At 70.4% G+C, this 17,579-nt stretch carries 15 protein-coding genes; 8 read left to right on the forward strand and 7 right to left on the reverse strand.

Going from position 1 to position 17,579, the window contains the following annotated elements:
* Positions 1-134: 134 nt before the first annotated feature.
* Complete coding sequence (locus ACZ68P_RS01350) at positions 135-305, forward strand: hypothetical protein (RefSeq protein WP_471000819.1); 171 nt, start codon at positions 135-137, stop codon at positions 303-305.
* A 147-nt stretch (positions 306-452) separates the two neighbouring features.
* Here ACZ68P_RS01350 and dnaE read toward each other — a convergent pair whose 3' ends face one another.
* Positions 453-3,992 carry a DNA polymerase III subunit alpha gene (gene dnaE, locus ACZ68P_RS01355; protein WP_471000822.1) on the reverse strand — a complete coding sequence of 1,180 codons (3,540 nt, stop codon included), beginning with the start codon at positions 3,990-3,992 and terminating at the stop codon, positions 453-455.
* A 223-nt stretch (positions 3,993-4,215) separates the two neighbouring features.
* Between dnaE and ACZ68P_RS01360 the strand changes: the two genes are divergently transcribed.
* From ACZ68P_RS01360 to ACZ68P_RS01380, 5 genes are all read left to right on the forward strand, one after another.
* Positions 4,216-5,541, forward strand: coding sequence for a DUF2252 domain-containing protein (locus ACZ68P_RS01360; RefSeq protein WP_365715091.1), 1,326 nt, complete (start codon positions 4,216-4,218; stop codon positions 5,539-5,541).
* A gap of 61 nt (positions 5,542-5,602) precedes the next feature.
* Positions 5,603-6,289, forward strand: coding sequence for a hypothetical protein (locus tag ACZ68P_RS01365; protein WP_471000825.1), 687 nt, complete (start codon positions 5,603-5,605; stop codon positions 6,287-6,289).
* 46 nt (positions 6,290-6,335) lie between these two features.
* Positions 6,336-7,151 (forward strand): DsbA family protein, encoded by an 816-nt coding sequence (locus tag ACZ68P_RS01370; protein WP_471000828.1) that lies wholly within the window; start codon positions 6,336-6,338, stop codon positions 7,149-7,151.
* Between the two features lie 109 nt (positions 7,152-7,260).
* A complete protein-coding gene (locus ACZ68P_RS01375; protein WP_471000831.1) occupies positions 7,261-8,907 on the forward strand; it encodes an alkaline phosphatase D family protein in 1,647 nt (548 codons plus the stop codon).
* Between the two features lie 329 nt (positions 8,908-9,236).
* On the forward strand, positions 9,237-10,202 hold the full coding sequence (locus tag ACZ68P_RS01380; protein ID WP_471000834.1) for a zinc metalloprotease: 966 nt from the start codon (positions 9,237-9,239) through the stop codon (positions 10,200-10,202).
* Positions 10,203-10,250: 48 nt separating this feature from the next.
* Here ACZ68P_RS01380 and ACZ68P_RS01385 read toward each other — a convergent pair whose 3' ends face one another.
* On the reverse strand, positions 10,251-10,838 hold the full coding sequence (locus ACZ68P_RS01385) for a dienelactone hydrolase family protein (RefSeq protein WP_471000836.1): 588 nt from the start codon (positions 10,836-10,838) through the stop codon (positions 10,251-10,253).
* 63 nt (positions 10,839-10,901) lie between these two features.
* On the opposite strand from ACZ68P_RS01385, the gene ACZ68P_RS01390 reads away from it, so the two are divergent.
* Positions 10,902-12,056 (forward strand): mechanosensitive ion channel family protein, encoded by a 1,155-nt coding sequence (locus ACZ68P_RS01390; protein ID WP_471000839.1) that lies wholly within the window; start codon positions 10,902-10,904, stop codon positions 12,054-12,056.
* Between the two features lie 81 nt (positions 12,057-12,137).
* Here ACZ68P_RS01390 and ACZ68P_RS01395 read toward each other — a convergent pair whose 3' ends face one another.
* The 5 genes from ACZ68P_RS01395 to ACZ68P_RS01415 all read right to left on the reverse strand — a co-directional run bounded on the left by ACZ68P_RS01395 (position 12,138) and on the right by ACZ68P_RS01415 (position 16,948).
* Positions 12,138-13,724 carry a Na+/H+ antiporter gene (locus ACZ68P_RS01395; protein WP_471000842.1) on the reverse strand — a complete coding sequence of 529 codons (1,587 nt, stop codon included), beginning with the start codon at positions 13,722-13,724 and terminating at the stop codon, positions 12,138-12,140.
* 326 nt (positions 13,725-14,050) lie between these two features.
* Positions 14,051-14,518 carry a GNAT family N-acetyltransferase gene (locus tag ACZ68P_RS01400; RefSeq protein ID WP_471000845.1) on the reverse strand — a complete coding sequence of 156 codons (468 nt, stop codon included), beginning with the start codon at positions 14,516-14,518 and terminating at the stop codon, positions 14,051-14,053.
* Positions 14,515-15,456, reverse strand: coding sequence for an RluA family pseudouridine synthase (locus ACZ68P_RS01405; protein WP_365715082.1), 942 nt, complete (start codon positions 15,454-15,456; stop codon positions 14,515-14,517). The genes ACZ68P_RS01400 and ACZ68P_RS01405 overlap by 4 nt, the downstream gene beginning before the upstream one ends.
* 41 nt (positions 15,457-15,497) lie before the next feature.
* Complete coding sequence (gene lspA, locus ACZ68P_RS01410; RefSeq protein WP_471000849.1) at positions 15,498-16,064, reverse strand: signal peptidase II; 567 nt, start codon at positions 16,062-16,064, stop codon at positions 15,498-15,500.
* A 62-nt stretch (positions 16,065-16,126) separates the two neighbouring features.
* Complete coding sequence (locus tag ACZ68P_RS01415; protein ID WP_471000852.1) at positions 16,127-16,948, reverse strand: TraR/DksA family transcriptional regulator; 822 nt, start codon at positions 16,946-16,948, stop codon at positions 16,127-16,129.
* Between ACZ68P_RS01415 and ACZ68P_RS01420 the strand changes: the two genes are divergently transcribed.
* Complete coding sequence (locus ACZ68P_RS01420; protein WP_471000855.1) at positions 16,941-17,405, forward strand: hypothetical protein; 465 nt, start codon at positions 16,941-16,943, stop codon at positions 17,403-17,405. The genes ACZ68P_RS01415 and ACZ68P_RS01420 overlap by 8 nt on opposite strands.
* Positions 17,406-17,579 lie beyond the last annotated feature (174 nt).

The raw sequence follows: 17,579 nt of genomic DNA on the forward strand, positions 1-17,579 counted from the left end.
CTGGATCATCGGCGTGGCGGATCCCGTGCGCCGAGGGCGCTCACGGTGCGTAATGATCCAAAGTGCGGCGGTTCATACCGTATGTGAGTCTGGCAGCGGCCCTGGCCCCGAGATTCCCCTGAGGAGGCATCACCATGGCCAAGAACAAGAACCAGAAGAGTCCGCAGAAGCAGTCGCCGGCCGAGCGTGGCACCCAGCAGGCGCAGCAGTCGGCGATGGAGTCGCAGGCCGAGCAGCGCGCCGCACAGGTGACGCCCGGCGACATGGCCCGCAAGGGCCGGCAGAAGCGCTTCGGCCACAACTGATCTCACCGCGGATCTCCCCGCGACAGACCTGCGGAAGGGGCGCGCCCGTGACGACGGGCGCGCCCCTTCGGTGTGCCGCGGGCCTGGACGGCGGGCACTGTCCGGCCAGGCACGGCTCTCTCCGGCCGGGCACTGTCCGGCCGGGCCCTAACCGGCCAGGCAGGACGGGCCGAGCAGCACCTTCAGGTCGCCGAAGAGCGCGGGGTCGGGCTGGACGCGGTGCCGGTCGAGCCGGAGCACGGTCGTCTTCCGCGGGCCCTGGAGCTTGATCCGCACCTCGGTGTTGCCCTTGTGGTGGCCCAGGATCTCGCCGAGCCTGCTGATCATGGGCGGGGTGACCTTCACCGTGGGGATGGTGAGGACGACGGGCGCGTTGGTCCCGGCGTTCGAGAGGTCGGGGACCATCAGCTCCATGGCGACGAGCCGGGGGATGTCCTCGCGCTTGTCGAGGCGGCCCTTGACGAAGACGACCGTGTCCTCGACGAGCTGGGTGGACACCAGCTGGTACGTGGCGGGGAAGAACATGCACTCGATGGAGCCGGCCAGGTCCTCGACGGTGGCGATGGCCCAGGCGTTGCCCTGCTTGGTCATCTTGCGCTGCAGGCCGGAGATGATGCCGCCGATCGTGACGACCGCGCCGTCCGCGTGCTCGCCGCCCGTCAGCTGGGAGATCCCGGCGTCCGTCTTGTCGGACAGGACGTGCTCCAGGCCGAAGAGCGGGTGGTCGGAGACGTAGAGGCCGAGCATCTCACGCTCCTGGGCGAGCAGGTAGGACTTCTCCCACTCGACGTCGGAGAACTCGACGTCCAGGCCGAAGCCGGGCTCGTCGCCGGCGTCGTCGCCCATGCCGCCGAAGAGGTCGAACTGTCCCTCGGCCTCCTTGCGCTTGACCGCGACCACGTTGTCGATCATCGGTTCGTGGTGGGCGACCAGGCCCTTGCGGGTGTGGCCCATCTCGTCGAAGGCGCCGGCCTTGATCAGCGACTCGATGGTCCGCTTGTTGCAGACGACCGCCTCGACCTTGTCGAGGAAGTCGGGGAAGGAGCTGTACTTCCCCTTCGCCTTGCGCGACTTGATGATCGACTCGACGACGTTGGTGCCGACGTTGCGGACGGCGGAGAGTCCGAAGAGGATCACGTCGTCGCCCTGGGCGGCGAAGTTGGACTCCGACTCGTTCACGTTGGGCGGCAGCACCTTGATGCCCATGCGGCGGCACTCGTTGAGGTAGACCGCGGACTTGTCCTTGTCGTCCTTGACCGAGGTCAGCAGCCCGGCCATGTACTCGGCGGGGTGGTTCGCCTTGAGGTAGGCGGTCCAGTAGGAGACCAGGCCGTACGCGGCGGAGTGGGCCTTGTTGAAGGCGTAGCCGGCGAACGGCACCAGGACGTCCCAGAGCGCCTGGATCGCCTCGTCGCTGTAGCCCTTGTCCCGGGCGCCCTTCTGGAAGAGGACGAAGTTCTTCGCCAGCTCCTCGGGCTTCTTCTTGCCCATCACGCGGCGGAGGATGTCGGCCTCGCCGAGGGAGTACCCGGCGATGATCTGGGCGGCCTTCTGCACCTGCTCCTGGTAGACGATCAGGCCGTAGGTGACCGCGAGCACCTCTTCGAGGGGCTTCTCCAGCTCCGGATGGATCGGCGTGATCTCCTGCTGCTTGTTCTTGCGCAGGGCGTAGTTCGTGTGGGAGTTCATGCCCATCGGGCCCGGCCGGTACAGGGCGGACACGGCGGAGATGTCTTCGAAGTTGTCGGGCTTCATCAGCCGCAGCAGCGACCGCATGGGGCCGCCGTCGAACTGGAAGACGCCGAGGGTGTCACCGCGCTGGAGCAGTTCGAAGGTCTTGGGGTCGTCGAGCGGCAGGGCCAGCAGGTCGAGGTCGATGCCCTTGTTGGCCTTCACCATCTTGACGGCGTCGTCCATGATGGTGAGGTTGCGCAGGCCCAGGAAGTCCATCTTCAGCAGGCCGAGCGACTCGCACTGGGGGTAGTCCCACTGCGTGATGGTCACGCCGTCCGTGTGCCGCACCCAGATCGGGGCGTGGTCGACGATCGGCTCGCTGGACATGATCACGCCGGCGGCGTGCACGCCCATCTGCCGGACCAGTCCCTCGACGCCCCGTGCGGTGTCGATGACCTTCTTCACGTCGGGCTCGTTCTCGTACATCGCCCGGATCTCGCCCGCCTCGCTGTAGCGGGGGTGCGAGGGGTCGGTGATGCCGTTGAGGTCGATGCCCTTGCCGAGGACGTCGGCGGGCATGGCCTTGGTGAGCCGGTCGCCCATGGCGTAGGGGTAGCCGAGGACGCGCGCGGAGTCCTTGATCGCGTTCTTCGCCTTGATCTTGCCGTACGTGCCGATCATGGCGACCTTGTCGGAGCCGTACTTCTCCGTGACGTAGCGGATCACCTCGACGCGCCTGCGCTCGTCGAAGTCGATGTCGACATCGGGCATCGAGACGCGCTCGGGGTTGAGGAACCGCTCGAAGATCAGGCCGTGCGGGATCGGGTCGAGGTCGGTGATGCCCATGGCGTACGCGACGATCGAGCCGGCGGCGGAGCCTCGGCCGGGGCCGACGGCGATGCCCTGCTTCTTCGCCCACATGATGAAGTCGGCGACGACGAGGAAGTAGCCCGGGAAGCCCATCGAGATGATCGTGTCCATCTCGTACTCGACCTGCTTCATGCGGTCCTCGGGGATGCCGTCCGGGAAGCGGCGGTGCATGCCGCGCATGGTCTCCTCCCGGAACCAGGAGACCTCGGTGTAGCCCTCGGGGATGTCGAACTTCGGCATGAGGTTCTTCTCGACGAACATGCCCTCGGTGCTGACCTGCTCGGCGACCAGCAGCGTGTTGCGGCAGCCCTCCTGCCAGGCGTCCGAGGAGTCGACGGCGTACATCTCCTCGGTGGACTTCAGGTAGTAGCCGGTGCCGTCGAACTTGAAGCGGTCCGGGTCGGAGAGGTTCTTGCCGGTCTGGATGCACAGCAGCGCGTCGTGGGCGGTGGCCTCGTGCGCGTACGTGTAGTGCGAGTCGTTGGTGACCAGCGGCGGGATGCCGAGCTTCTTGCCGATCTCCAGGAGCCCGTCGCGGACCCGGCGCTCGATCTCGATGCCGTGGTCCATCAGCTCCAGGAAGTACCGGTCCTTGCCGAAGATGTCCTGGTACTCGGAGGCCGACTTCAGGGCCTCGTCGAACTGGCCGAGGCGCAGCCGGGTCTGCAGTTCGCCGGACGGGCAGCCGGTGGAGGCGATCAGGCCCTCGGACCACTGGGAGATGGTCTCCTTGTCCATCCGGGGCCACTTCTGGAGCCAGCCCTCGGCGTAGGCGTCGGAGGAGAGCTTGAAGAGGTTGTGCAGTCCGGTGGCGTTCGCCGCCCAGATCGTCTTGTGGGTGTAACCACCGGAACCGGAGACGTCGTCCCGCTTCTGGTGCGGCTGGCCCCAGAGGATCTTCCGCTTGTTCCGCCGGGACTCGGGGGCGACGTACGCCTCGATGCCGATGATCGGCGTCACTCCGGCCTTCTTCGCGGTGTGGAAGAAGTCGTACGCCCCGTGGAGGTTGCCGTGGTCGGACATCGCGATGTGGGACATGCCCATCTCGTTGCACGCGTCGAACATGTCCTTGAGCCGCGCGGCACCGTCCAGCAGGGAGTACTGGGTGTGGACGTGAAGGTGCGTGAAGGGCGGCTTGGTCACGGCGGGAGGCCTCCAAAACAGTCTGGGGGGACAGCCTGGAAGTCTACGTCGGCCGACCGACAGACCGGTGCGGATACGGCCGGGCGGAGACCCCCGGTATGAGGCGGCGGCCGGACGGGGGACGGGCACTCGGGGGTACCGTCGCGCGTTGAGAGAGACGGATCACCCGTCCGTTTTGTCATGCACAGCCATACGTCACGTCCCGCACCAGGAGGCACCCTCGATGTCGGTCCCCCAGCCCACCGCCGCGCAGCGCGGTGAGCAGATCCTCGCCGTCTTCGACACCGCCTTCGGCGAGCTCCTCGCCGCCGACCCGGCCGCCTTCCGGGTCAAGTTCCGGAAGATGGCCGGCTCCGCCTTCGCCTTCTACCGGGGCGCCGCGAGCCTGTTCTACGCCGACCTGGAAGGGGAGCGGCACGGCGGTCCGTACGTGGACGAGCGCACCGGCCGGGTCTGGATCCACGGCGACCTGCACGCCGAGAACTTCGGCACGTACATGGACGCCACGGGCCGGCTGATCTTCAACGTCAACGACTTCGACGAGGCCTACGTCGGCCCCTTCACCTGGGACCTCAAGCGGCTCTCCGCCTCCCTGGCGCTGATCGGCTACGCCAAGGCCCTCAGTGACGAGCAGATCACCGAGCTGGTGCGGATCCAGGCCGCCGCCTACCGGGAGCGGATCCACGCGCTCGCGACCGGCGCCAAGGACGACGAGGTGCCGTCGTTCACCCTGGACACGGCCGAGGGGCCGCTCCTGGACGCGCTGCGCGACGCCCGCGGCATGACGCGCTTCGGGCTGCTGGACTCGATGACCGAGATCCGTGACTTCGAGCGCCGCTTCTCCTCCGGTGCCGGGGCCGTCGAGCTGGACGCCGCCGCCCGCTACAAGGTCCTGGCGGCCTTCGACGGCTATCTGGAGACCCTCCCGGAGTCCAGCCTGGCCCGGCCGGACTCGTACCGGGTCAAGGACGTGGTCGGGCGGCGCGGGATCGGGATCGGTTCGGCGGGTCTCCCCTCGTACAACATCCTGCTCGAAGGCAACAGCGACGCCCTCGAGAACGACGTCGTGATCTACATGAAGCAGGCGCAGACACCGGCGGTTTCGCGCCATGTCACGGACGCGGCGGTGCGGGAGTACTTCCAGCACGAGGGCCACCGCACGGTGATCTCGCAGCGGGCGCTCCAGGCGCACGCGGACCCGTGGCTGGGCTGGACGGAGCTCGACGGATCGGGGCAGCTGGTCGCGGAGGTCTCGCCGTACGCGGTGGACCTGGACTGGTCGGACATCGACGACCCGCAGGAGATCGCGGCGACCGTCGCCGACCTCGGCCGGGCGACGGCGACGATGCACGCGGCGGCGGACGACTCCAGCGGCCACTCGCTGGTGCCGTTCTCGACCGAGCGGGCCATCGACGCGGCGATCGCCGCCGACGAGGACGGCTTCGCGGAGCTGTTGGTGGACTTCGCCCACGCGTACGGGGCACGCGCGCGTGCCGACCACCAGATCTTCGTCGACCTGTTCCGCAACGGCCGGATCCCGGGCCTCTAGGGGCGTTCGCAGGGAGCCCTTAAGAGGCTCTTACGGACGGGCATGGCACACTTCCCAGGCTATGGACATATCAGGGACGCGGCTTCGGGGGCTGCGGGCGGCGCTTTTCACGGCACTGGTCGTGACGCTGTCCGTCGGCTCCCACGTGCTGCTGTCCCGGGTCCCGCTGCCCCTGACAGCCGTCGGTCTGCTCGCGGCCGGCGTCTTCGCCGTGGCGTACGCGCTGGCCGGCCGCGAGCGCGGCTTCGGGCCGATCGCGGGGCTGCTCGTCCCGCTGGAGCTGGCGGCCGACACGGTCTTCACCACGGGCCAGGCGCTCTGTTACGGGCCCGCCGGCGGCCCGGTCGCCGGCTCGCTGCGGGCGGTGGGCGTGGACGTGCTCTGCGGCGGCGCCGTGGGCACCGACCTGCCGGGGGTGGCCGCCCCCGAGAGCGGAAGCCTGGCCGCCCTGCTGCACTCGCCGAACCCCGCCCTGCCGTGGCTGCTGCTCGCCGCCCACGTGTCGGTGGGGCTCTTCGCCGCGGCCTGGCTGCGCCACGGCGAGCGGGCGCTGGCCGGGCTCCTTCGGGCCGTGGCGGCCTTCGCGTTCCGGCCGCTGCTGCTGGCGGCGGCGCTCCGCGGAGGGGCACGCCCGGCCCCCGAGCTCGGACGGCGCCGCTCGCAGGAGCCGCGCCGCTCGCGCACCCGGCTTCTCGTGCACTCCGTCGGACGGCGGGGACCTCCGTGTTCGGGCCTCGCAGGCGCCTGAGCACGTCCGTCCCTTTCCCACCTTCCTTTTCACGGAGATCACGATCATGAGTTCACGCAACAGCCAGGCCAACAAGGCGGCCGCCCGCGAGCGGCTCCGTATCGAGCGCGAGCGCCAGGCGAAGAAGGACAAGACCCGCCGCCAGGTGGTCGTCGGTCTGACGGCGGTCGGCGTGCTGGCCGTCGCCGGCGGCGCCGGCTACATCGTCGTCCAGTCCAACAAGCCCTCCGCGTGGGAGGCCGCGGCCAAGGCGACCCAGATCACCGCGCCCAAGAACACCGAGGGCACGAACGGCACGACGGTCGTCATCGGCAAGCCGGAGGCCACCAAGACGCTGGAGCTCTACGAGGACTCGCGCTGCCCGGTGTGCGCCACGTTCGAGCAGCAGGTCGGCCCGACGGTCGACAAGGACGTCACCGACGGCAAGTACAAGATCAAGTACATAGGCGCGACGTTCATCGACAACGCCGCGCAGGGCGAGGGCTCGAAGAACGCGCTGTCGGCCCTGGGCGCGGCGCTCGACGTGAGCCCCGAGGCGTTCATGAAGTTCAAGGCGGCCCTCTACTCCACGAAGTTCCACCCGGAGGAGACGCAGGACAAGTTCGCCAAGGACTCGTACCTCCTGGAGATCGCCGACTCGGTCCCGGCCCTGAAGGGCAACGCGCAGTTCAAGAAGAACGTGGAGGACGGCACCTTCGACGCCTGGGCGATGAAGATGTCCGCCACGTTCGACGCGAGCGGGGTGACCGGCACCCCGACGCTGAAGATGGACGGCAAGACGCTGACCGCCGAGGGCAGCAAGAACCCGCCGCTGACGGTCGACGAGTTCACCGCGGCGCTGACTCCGGCCCTGAAGGGCTAGGTCGTCTCGCGCGGGAGAGCGCGACCAGGACGACAACCGGCCGACAGGCAGGCGAACTTTCCGGTTTTCGCCTGCCTGTTCGTCATACCGGTCAGTAATCTGACTGCCCGTGACCAGTCGTTTCATATCCTCCGCCCCCACCCGCCGTACGGTCGTGAAAGCCGCGGCCGTCACGGCCGTCGCCGCACCGGTGCTGGTGGGCACCGCCTCCCCCGCTCTCGCGGGCACCGAGGCCCCCGTCTTCCTCCACGGCGTCGCCTCCGGCGACCCGCTTCCCGACGGCGTCCTGCTCTGGACGCGCGTGACCCCCACGCCCGACGCCGTGCCCGGCTCCTCCACCGGTCCCGACGTCACGGTCGGCTGGGAGGTCGCCGAGGACCAGGCCTTCGGCAGGACGGTGGCCCGGGGCACCACCACCGCACGGGCCGCCTCCGACCACACGGTCAAGGCGGACGTCCGTGGCCTGCGCCCGGCGACCGCCTACTGGTTCCGGTTCACGGTCGGTGACACCGTCTCCCCGGTCGGCCGTACGCGCACCACCGCCGCCGCCGACGCCACGACCGACGGTGTCCGTTTCGGCGTGGTCTCGTGCGCCAACTGGGAATCCGGCTACTTCTCCGCGTACCGCCACCTCGCGGCCCGCGCGGACCTGGACGCGATCCTCCACCTCGGCGACTACATCTACGAGTACGCGGCCGGGGCCTATCCGAATGCCGCGTACTCCGTGCGGCAGCACGAGCCCACGCACGAGATCGTCTCGCTGGCCGACTACCGCACCCGGCACGCCACGTACAAGACGGACCCCGACCTCCAGGCGCTGCACGCCGCCCATCCCGTGATCGCGATCTGGGACGACCACGAGGTCGCCAACGACGCCTGGGCGGGCGGCGCGGAGAACCACACGCCGGGCGCCGAGGGCGAGTGGGCGGAGCGGGTGGCCGCCGCGAAGCAGGCGTACTTCGAGTGGATGCCGGTCCGCGCGTCCACCGAGGGCACGGTCTACCGGCGGCTGCGCTTCGGCAAGCTGGCCGACCTGCATCTGCTGGACCTGCGGTCGTTCCGCTCCCAGCAGGCCACGATCGGCAGCGGCTCGGTCGACGACCCGGAGCGTACGCTCACCGGCCGCGCCCAACTGGACTGGCTGAAGTCGGGGCTCGCCGGCTCGGACGCCACCTGGAAGCTGGTCGGCACCTCGGTGATGATCTCGCCCGTCGCCTTCGGCTCCCTTCCGGCCCACCTCCTCGGCCCGGTGGCCGAACTGCTCGGCCTGCCGAAGGAGGGGCTCGCGGTCAACGTCGACCAGTGGGACGGCTACACCGACGACCGCAAGGAACTGCTGGCCCACCTGACCGGGCGGTCGATCCGGAACACCGTCTTCCTGACCGGGGACATCCATATGGCCTGGGCCAACGACGTCCCGGTGAAGGCGGCGACGTACCCGCTGTCACAGTCGGCCGCGACGGAGTTCGTGGTGACCTCGGTGACCTCGGACAACATCGACGACCTGCTCCATGTGGCGCCGGGCACGGTCTCCGTGGTGGCGGCCGGGGCGATCAAGGCCGCCAACCGCCATGTGAAGTGGGTGGACATGGACCACCACGGCTACGGCGTGCTGGACGTGACCGCCGAGCGCTCGCAGATGGACTACTACACGGTCTCCGACAAGGCGTCGCCCGACGCGACGGCCGCCTGGGCACGGTCGTACCGGACGCGGAACGGAACGCAGCGCGTCGAGCGGGTGTACCAGCCGGTGTGACGAGATGACCGCATGGTCGATTTTCGGCCATGATCCCTTCTGTTAACAGCGGATCACATCGCTACGGCGGGTGGTGAGTTCGGGCGATCGAATCCGGACACACCACCCGCCTTTGCCGTCTGGTTCGTTACGTCACTGTCTCAAACTCCGGAAGTGACGAAAGTTTTTCTTCCCGATGACCCGATTTGCCGCACGGATGATTGGGCTTGATCAATGCTCAACAACGTCTGACATGGACCCGTAATCTCCCCGCGGTGGCGAGGAACTACCTCTCCACAACCCCCCGCGAGGAGTCACCTGTGCGTGCTCTTGTTCGTATATCGCCGCGTATGTCACGTCGTATGCTCGGCACCGCCGTCATGGCCGGAACCCTGGCCCTGGCCCCCCTCTCCGCCCCCGCGGCGGCCCCGGCCTCCACCACCTCCGCCGCCGGCCTCTCCGCCGAGGAGTGCGCGGACGGTACGGACGCCCACTCCAGCGCCCGCAAGTCCCGCGGCGCCACCGCGCACGCCGCCGAGCCCAACGAGGTCTCCGCCGCCCAGGCCAAGGCCATGGACGCCGACCTGAAGAAGAGACTGGAGTCGGCCCGCTCCAGCGGCATGAACGCCACCGCCGCCGTGGTGAACATCCCGGTCTACTTCCACGTCATCCACAGCGGCACCACGGGCAAGCTGACCGCCACGGACATCAGCAAGCAGCTCGCGGTCCTGAACGCGGCCTACGCCGGCCAGGGCACCGGCAACGTGAACACCAACTTCCAGTTCACGCTCGCCTCGACCGACTACACGGACAACGCGACCTGGTACAACCTGGCCTCCGGCTCCACCGCCGAGAAGCAGATGAAGCAGACCCTCCGCAAGGGCGGGGCGGGCGCGCTGAACTTCTACACCGCCAAGCTCAGCGGCGGTCTGCTCGGCTGGGCGACCTTCCCGTCCTCGTACAACTCCAACCCGTCCATGGACGGCGTGGTCGTGCTCGACTCCTCGCTGCCGGGCGGCTCCGCGGCCAACTACAACGAGGGCGACACCGCGACCCACGAGGTCGGCCACTGGATGGGGCTCTACCACACGTTCCAGGGCGGCTGCAACGGATCCGGTGACTCGGTCGCGGACACCCCGGCCGAGAAGAGCCCGGCGTACGAGTGCCCGACCGGTCGCGACAGCTGCGCCTCCAAGGCGGGTGCGGACCCGATCCACAACTTCATGGACTACACGTACGACGCCTGCATGTACCAGTTCACCGCGGGCCAGGTCACGCGGATGAACGACTTCTGGACGGCGTACCGCGCCGGCTGACACACGCACTGACGGAGGGCGCGGCGGGAGAGCCCCCGCCGCGCCCTCTCACGCGTCCGGGAGGCTGTCGAGGAAGGCCAGGGCGACCGACCAGGCCCGCTCGGCCGCCGCCTCGTCGAAGTCCGGCAGCTCCGGGTCGGTGAACAGGTGCCCGGCGCCCGGGTAGCGGTAGACCTCCACGTCGGCCCCGATCCGGCGCATCGTCAGATACCACGACGTCAGCCAGTCGTGCGGCTCGAACGGGTCCGGGTCGGCCAGGTGGAGCTGGACCGGCAGGTCGTCGACGACCGCGTTCGGCGCGATGTCCGAGGTGCCGTGGAACAGCAGCAGTCCGCGCGCCTTGTCGTCGCCCAGCGCGAGGGTCTGCGCGACCGAGGCGCCGAAGGAGAAGCCGGCGTAGACCAGGCCCCGCTCCGAGTACGGAGCAGCGGCGAGGATCGCGCGCTTCAGCAGCTCCTCCTTGCCGATCTTCTCCTTGAGCTCCGTCCCCGCCTCGACGGAATCGGCGGTTTGGCCCTCGAAGAGGTCGGGCACGCGAACCTGGTGCCCGGCGGCCCTCAGCCGCTCGGCCGCGGCCTCCACAGCGGGGCGCAGACCGTAGGCCGAATGGAAAAGCATGATGTCCATGCGCTCCATCCTGCCAGCCGGTCCCGTCGAGCCCGAGACACCTCGAAGCCTCGGAAAGCCCAGAAGGAGAGGATGAACCCGGTGCGCCCCTTGCTGGTCCTCGGAGGATCGGTCCTGCTCACCCTGCTGGTGGTCTGGCTGGCCGACCTGCTGCTGCGCCGAGCCGACGCACGGCACCCCGACACACCGCTGTGGGGTCTGCTTCGCCGCTGCCGGATCCCGCTCCAGGCCGTCCTGCTCACCGCCGTCCTGCGCGGCACCTACCGGGAGACCCGGTGGTCCCCCGTCCAGGAGCACGAGGCGGGGATCGGCCAGGGCCTGTCCCTGGTCCTGATCGGCTCCAGCGCCTGGCTGGTGACCATGATCGCGTCCGCCGTCGTGGAGTCGACCTTCGCGCGGTACGCCTCCACCAACCGTGACCCCGCCCGGGTCCGCCGGGTGCGCACCCAGGTCACCCTCATCATGCGGATCGTCACGGCGGTCGTCGCCGTCGTCGCCGTGGCGGCCATGCTGCTGACCTTCCCGGCGCTGCGCACCATCGGCACCTCGATGCTCGCCTCCGCCGGCATCATCGGCATCGTCGCGGGCATCGCCGCCCAGAGCACCCTCGGCAACCTCTTCGCCGGCTTCCAGATCGCCTTCGGCGACATGGTCCGGATAGGCGACACGGTGGTGGTGGACGGCGAGTGGGGCGTGGTGGAGGAGGTCACGCTGACCTTCCTCGCGGTTCGGACCTGGGACGAGCGGCGCATCACGATGCCTGTGTCGTACTTCACCAGCAAGCCGTTCGAGAACTGGTCGCGGGGCGGTGCCCAGATGACCGGCACGGTCTTCTTCCACCTGGACCACCTCGCCCCGGTCCCCGCGATGCGCGACAAGCTCAAGGAGATCCTGGCGGAGTGCCCGGCCTGGGACGGCCGCGACTGGAGCCTGGCCGTCACGGACACCACCCCCAGCACCATCCAGGTACGGGCGGTGGTCACGGCCAAGGACGCGGACGACGTCTGGACCGTGCGGTGCACCGTGCGGGAACAGCTCATCGCCTGGCTCACCGAGGAGTACCCGCACGCCCTGCCGCGGATCGCGGTCGCCGACGCCGTACCGGCGCCGCGGGATGCCGGAAGGCGCCTCGACGCGCCGCCGCCGCGGCCCTCCGAGGTCCACAGCAACAACGCCGACGCGTACCAGAAGGGCGGCGACGAACCGGCCCGCATCGGCCGCGGCTGAGGCCCGCCGGGAAGAGCCGGGCCGGCCGCGGCCGGTCCCTCCCGGTCTCGTCCGGCCCCGCCCGGGTCCCGTCCGGTCCGGTCACCTCATGCTGCGTACGTCCAGCTGGCGCAGCACCCGGTCGACCACCTCCGGATCGGCGCCCGGCTCGCTGCGCGCCGACAGCACCTCGTGCCGGGCGGCCGACATCATCTCCCGCTGGATGCGCTGCACCGCCTTGACCCGCTCGGCCCGTTCGGCGAAGGCCGCCCGGCGCTCCTCGTCCAGCATGTCCGGGCTGATCCGCGCCCCGATGTCGAAGGCCCCGCGCATCAGCCGCTCCTGCACCTCCTCGGGCAGCTCCTCGACGTCCTGGATCTCCTTGAGCCGGCGCTTGGCCGCCTTCGCCGCCCGGAACGCCAGGTCGCGCTCGAGAGCCCGCTCGGCGTCCGCGTCGGCCCGCACGCCGAGCCGTTTGACCAGCCAGGGCAGGGTGAGGCCCTGGACGACGAGGGTGGCGATGATCACACAGAAGGCGATGAAGACGATCTCCTCCCGGCCGGGGAACGGCGCACCGTCGTAGGTCCGCAGCGGGATGGCGAGCGCCAGCGCCACCGAGGCCACCCCACGCATCCCGGACCACCACATGACGACGGTCTCCCGCCAGCTCACCGGGATCTCCTCGTCGTAGTCCCGGTAGGTGTGGAGCCTCTTCGCCAGCCAGGTCGCGGGCAGCAGCCAGGCCAGGCGTACGCCGACGACGACACCGACCACGACGGCGCCCCAGCCGAGCATCTCGCCGATCCGGGCGTCCGCGGTGCCGAAGACGTTGTGGAGCTCCAGGCCGATCAGCCCGAAGGCGATCCCGGTGACCAGGGTGTCGACGATCTGCCAGAAGGTCTGCCCCGCGAGCCGGCCCATCACGTCGTCGGCGTCCACGGCGTGCTCGGCGAGATACAGGGCGACGACGAGGACGGCCAGGACGCCGGAGCCGTGCAGCTCCTCGGCGAGGACGTAGGCGACGAACGGTACGAGCAGGGTGAGCCCGGTCTGCAGGGTGGCTTCGCCGAGGATCCCGATGAGCCTGTTGCCGAGCCAGCCGAGGGCCAGCCCGACGGCGACGGCGACGACGCCGGAGAGCACCAGCTCCGCGCCCGCCTCCGTCCAGGAGAAGGTCCCGCCGACGGCCGCGCCGATGGCCACGTGGTAGAGCACGATCGCGGTGACGTCGTTGAACAGCCCCTCGCCCTCCAGGATGGAGACGAGCCGGCGGGGCAGCCCGAGCGATCCGGCGACGGCCGTCGCGGCGACCGGGTCGGGCGGCGCGACGAGGGCGCCGAGCGCGACGGCCGCGGCGAGCGGCAGCCCGGGGACGAGCGCGTCGGCCACGGCGGCGACGGCGGCCGTGGTGACGAAGACCAGTGCGACGGCGAGCAGGAAGATGGGCCGCCGGTTGGCGGCGAACTGCCGCCAGGAGGTCCGCTGCACGGAGGCGTAGAGCAGCGGCGGGAGGACGAGCGGAAGGATGTACTCGGGCGGGATGTCGACGTTCGGCACGAACGGCACGAAGGCGCACCCGATCCCGATCAGGGTCATCAGGACCGGGGCCGGCAGCCCGAGCCGCTCCCCGAGCGGCACGGTGAGCAGAGCCCCTAGCAACAGCAGGAACAGCAGGGCCAACTGGTCCACGGGCGCGCCCTTCTTCCGGCCTCACGGCACGGTCGACGATCGGGCTCCAACCCTGCCACGCCGGGGCGCGGATCCGGACAAACCGACGTGCGGCGCCGCTCGCGAGACCCGCCGCCGGACCGCCGGACCCGTCCGGGCCCCGAAACGTGAGCCGCGGACGCGGGGGCAGGGCTGCGGGAAACGCGGAACCGGGGCCGGGCACCGGGAAACGCGGACCCCGGCTCAGACGGCCCTGGGAAGGCGCGGACCCGGCTCAGACTGCCCTGGAAGGCGCGGACCCGGGCCCGGGCCGGCACTCAGGGCGCGCGGCCCCCGGGGCCTCGGCTCTACAGCACCCGGCGCATCGCCCGGTGCGCGATGCCGGCGTCCGGGAACTCGGGGCCGTACGCCTCGTAGCCGAGCCGCTCGTAGAAACCGAGGGCGTGGGTCTGGGCGTGGAGGTCGACGGCCTTCAGGCCGCGCACGCGCGCCGCTTCCTCGATCGCCCGGACCAGCGCCGCTCCGACGCCGAGACCGCGCGCCGCCTTCGTGACGGCGAGCCGCCCCAGGGAGCCCACGGACGGGTCGCCGCCGGTCTTGCCGGCCGCGTCCGCTCCGTGGAGGAGCCGGCCGGTGCCGAGCGGCAGACCGTCCTCGCGGAGGGCGAGGACGTGCACGGCGGTCTCGTCGTACGTGTCGTACTCGATCTCCGCCGGGACGTCCTGCTCGCCGACGAAGACCTCCCTGCGCACCGCGAAGCAGGCGTCACGGTCGTCCGGACCGAGCGCCTCCCGTACGGCGTATCCGAGACTCACGCGCTCTCCTCCGCGATCTTGTCCAGGGCGGCCCGCAGGTCCGCCGGGTACGTGCTCTCGAACTCCACCCAGCCGCCGTCCGAGGGGTGCTCGAAGCCGAGCCGCACGGCGTGCAGCCACTGCCGGGTCAGGCCGAGCCGCTTGGCCATGGTGGGATCGGCGCCGTAGGTGAGGTCGCCGACGCAGGGGTGGCGGTGGGCCGACATGTGCACCCGGATCTGGTGCGTCCGGCCGGTCTCCAGCTTGATGTCGAGCAGCGAGGCCGCCCGGAACGCCTCGATCAGGTCGTAGTGCGTCACCGAGGGCTTGCCCTCGGCGGTCACGGCCCACTTGTAGTCGTGGTTCGGGTGACGGCCGATGGGCGCGTCGATCGTGCCGCTCATCGGGTCGGGGTGGCCCTGGACCAGCGCGTGGTAGCGCTTGTCGACGACGCGCTCCTTGAACTGTGCCTTGAGCAGCGTGTACGCCCGCTCCGACTTGGCGACGACCATGAGGCCGGAGGTGCCGACGTCGAGGCGGTGCACGATCCCCTGGCGCTCGGCGGCGCCGGAGGTGGAGATGCGGTACCCGGCGGCGGCGAGGCCGCCGATGACGGTGGTGCCGGTCCAGCCGGGGCTGGGGTGCGCGGCCACACCGACCGGCTTCATGATCACGACGATGTCGTCGTCGTCGTGGACGATCTCCATGCCCTCCACGGGCTCGGCCACGACCTGCACGGGCGCCGGCGCCCCGGGCATCTCGACCTCGAGCCACGCGCCACCGCTGACCCGCTCGGACTTGCCGACGACGGAGCCGTCGACCTGGACCTTTCCGGAGGCGGCCAGCTCGGCTGCCTTCGTACGGGAAAACCCGAACATGCGGGCGATGGCGGCGTCGACGCGCTCGCCCTCCAGGCCGTCGGGAACGGGCAGCGTGCGGATCTCGGGACTCGTACTCACCCGTCGAGTATGCCTTGTGCGGACGACACCCGGTTCTGCGGTCAGTCCTTGTGGACGGTCCCGTCCGGGTCCAGGCCGCGGAACGACAGGATGACGATCAGGAAGCCGCCGCAGACGATCGCGGAGTCGGCGAGGTTGAAGACAGCGAAGTGCGCGGGCGCGATGAAGTCGACGACCGCGCCCTCGAAGACGCCGGGCGAGCGGAAGATCCGGTCGGTGAGGTTGCCGAGGGCGCCGCCGAGCAGCAGGCCGAGCGCGAGCGCCCACGGCAGGCTGTAGAGCTTGCGCGCCAGCCGGACGATCACGACGATCACCGCGGCCGCGATGCAGGTGAAGATGATCGTGAAGGCCTCGCCCATGCCGAACGCCGCGCCGGGGTTGCGGATCGCGTGGAACTGCAGCAGATCGCCCACGACGCGGATCGGCTCGTGGCCCTCCAGCTTGGCGACCACGAGCATCTTGCTGCCGAGGTCGAGGAGGTACGCGACCAACGCCACCACGAACAGCGCCACGATCCTGCGCTTGCCCTTCGGCCGCTCCTCCGGCGCCGCGGCCTCTTCGGCCCCTGTTGAATCCGGCGTACCGATGATGCGCTCCGCCTCTGCCACGTGAGTCCCTCAACCTAGGTGCCTGACTGCCCACGAGGGTACGGCACCCGGGTCGGGGACGGTCAGCCCCGGCGCTCCTGCTTCTGCTTGTCCTCGACGCAGAGCGTGGCCCGGGGGAACGCCTGCATGCGGGCCTTGCCGATCGGCTTGCCGCACACCTCGCACAGGCCGTACGTCCCCGCCTCGAGCCGCTCCAGGGCGTGCTCGGTCTGTTCGAGCATCTCGCGGGCGTTGGCGGCCAGCGCCAGCTCGTGCTCGCGGGTGATGTTCTTGGTGCCGGTGTCGGCCTGGTCGTCGCCCGCGCCGTCCCCGGAGTCCCGCATCAGCCCGGTCAGCTCCTGCTGGGAGTGGAGCAGCTCGGTCCGGAGTCTGAGCACCTCGCTCTCCAGGCCGGTCCGCGCCTCGGCGACCTCCTCGGACGTCCAGGGGTCCTCCCCGGGGCGCACGGCGAGGTCGCCGGCCCGGCCCGGGGGCGGCACCGCGGCCTCGTCCCCGGCCGTCGTGATGACTCCACCCGCGGTCTTCTTCGCTGCCACCGTGCCGGCTCCTGTCTGTTCCACCTGTGCCGCGGACGCGGCCTTCGTCGTGACCTCGGCCTTGTCGGCCGTGGCCTTCCCGGCGGCGGTCTTCTCCGCCGGGACCTGCTTCTTCGTGCCCTGCTTCTTCGTGCCCTGCTTGGTGATCTTCTTCGCGGCCTTTCCGGTGGCCTTCCTCGCGGACGCCTTCGCGGCCGTGGCCGCCTCGGCGTCGGCGCCGTCGACCTCCGTCCACTTCCGCGCCGCGGACTTCCGGGCCGCCGCCTCCTCGGCCGGGGCCTTCCCGGCGGTCTTCCCTGCCGCGGCCCTCCCGGCGGCCGGTTTCTTCGCCGGTGCCTTGGTGGCCACCGCCTCCTTGGGCGGCGCCTTCCCGGCTGCGGCTTTCTTCGCCGCCGTCTTCCGCGCCGGGGCGGGGGCCGACCTCTTCCTGACCGGCGCCTTGGCCGCGGTCTTCGCCGTGCTCTTCGCCGTGGTCTCGGTCGCGGTCTTCGCCGTGGTCTCGGTCGCGGTCTTCGCCGTGGTCTTGGCCGGCGCCTTGGCCGTGGTCTTCGTCGCGGTCTTCGCCGGCGCCTTCGCCGTGGTCCTGGCCGTGCTCTTGTGTGCCGGGACCGCCGCGCCCGCCTTCGCCGTGGTCCTGGCCGTGCTCTTGTGTGCCGGGACCGCCGCGCCCGCCTTCTCCGCGACCGTCGACTTCCTGGCGGTCACGTCCTTGGCCGACCCGCCCGCACCGGCGGAGCCGGTGGTCGAGGTCTTCTTCGCGGCGATCTTCTTCGCCACCATGTCGCGGCCCCTTCACATATTGTGATCTTGCTCGCGAATCGTGCTGGGACGATAAATCGACCCAACGCCCGCGGCAACAGGGCACGCCGCCGTCATCGCACCCGCCCATGCCTCCGGCAAGGCGAGCCTGCATCCGTTGTGCCCAACTCCCCGCCGGGTAATCCCGCCGCCCGCTCCCCCACATGGCCGCAGCCGAACT

The sequence above is a fragment of the Streptomyces sp. NPDC036822 genome, from assembly GCF_055609145.1.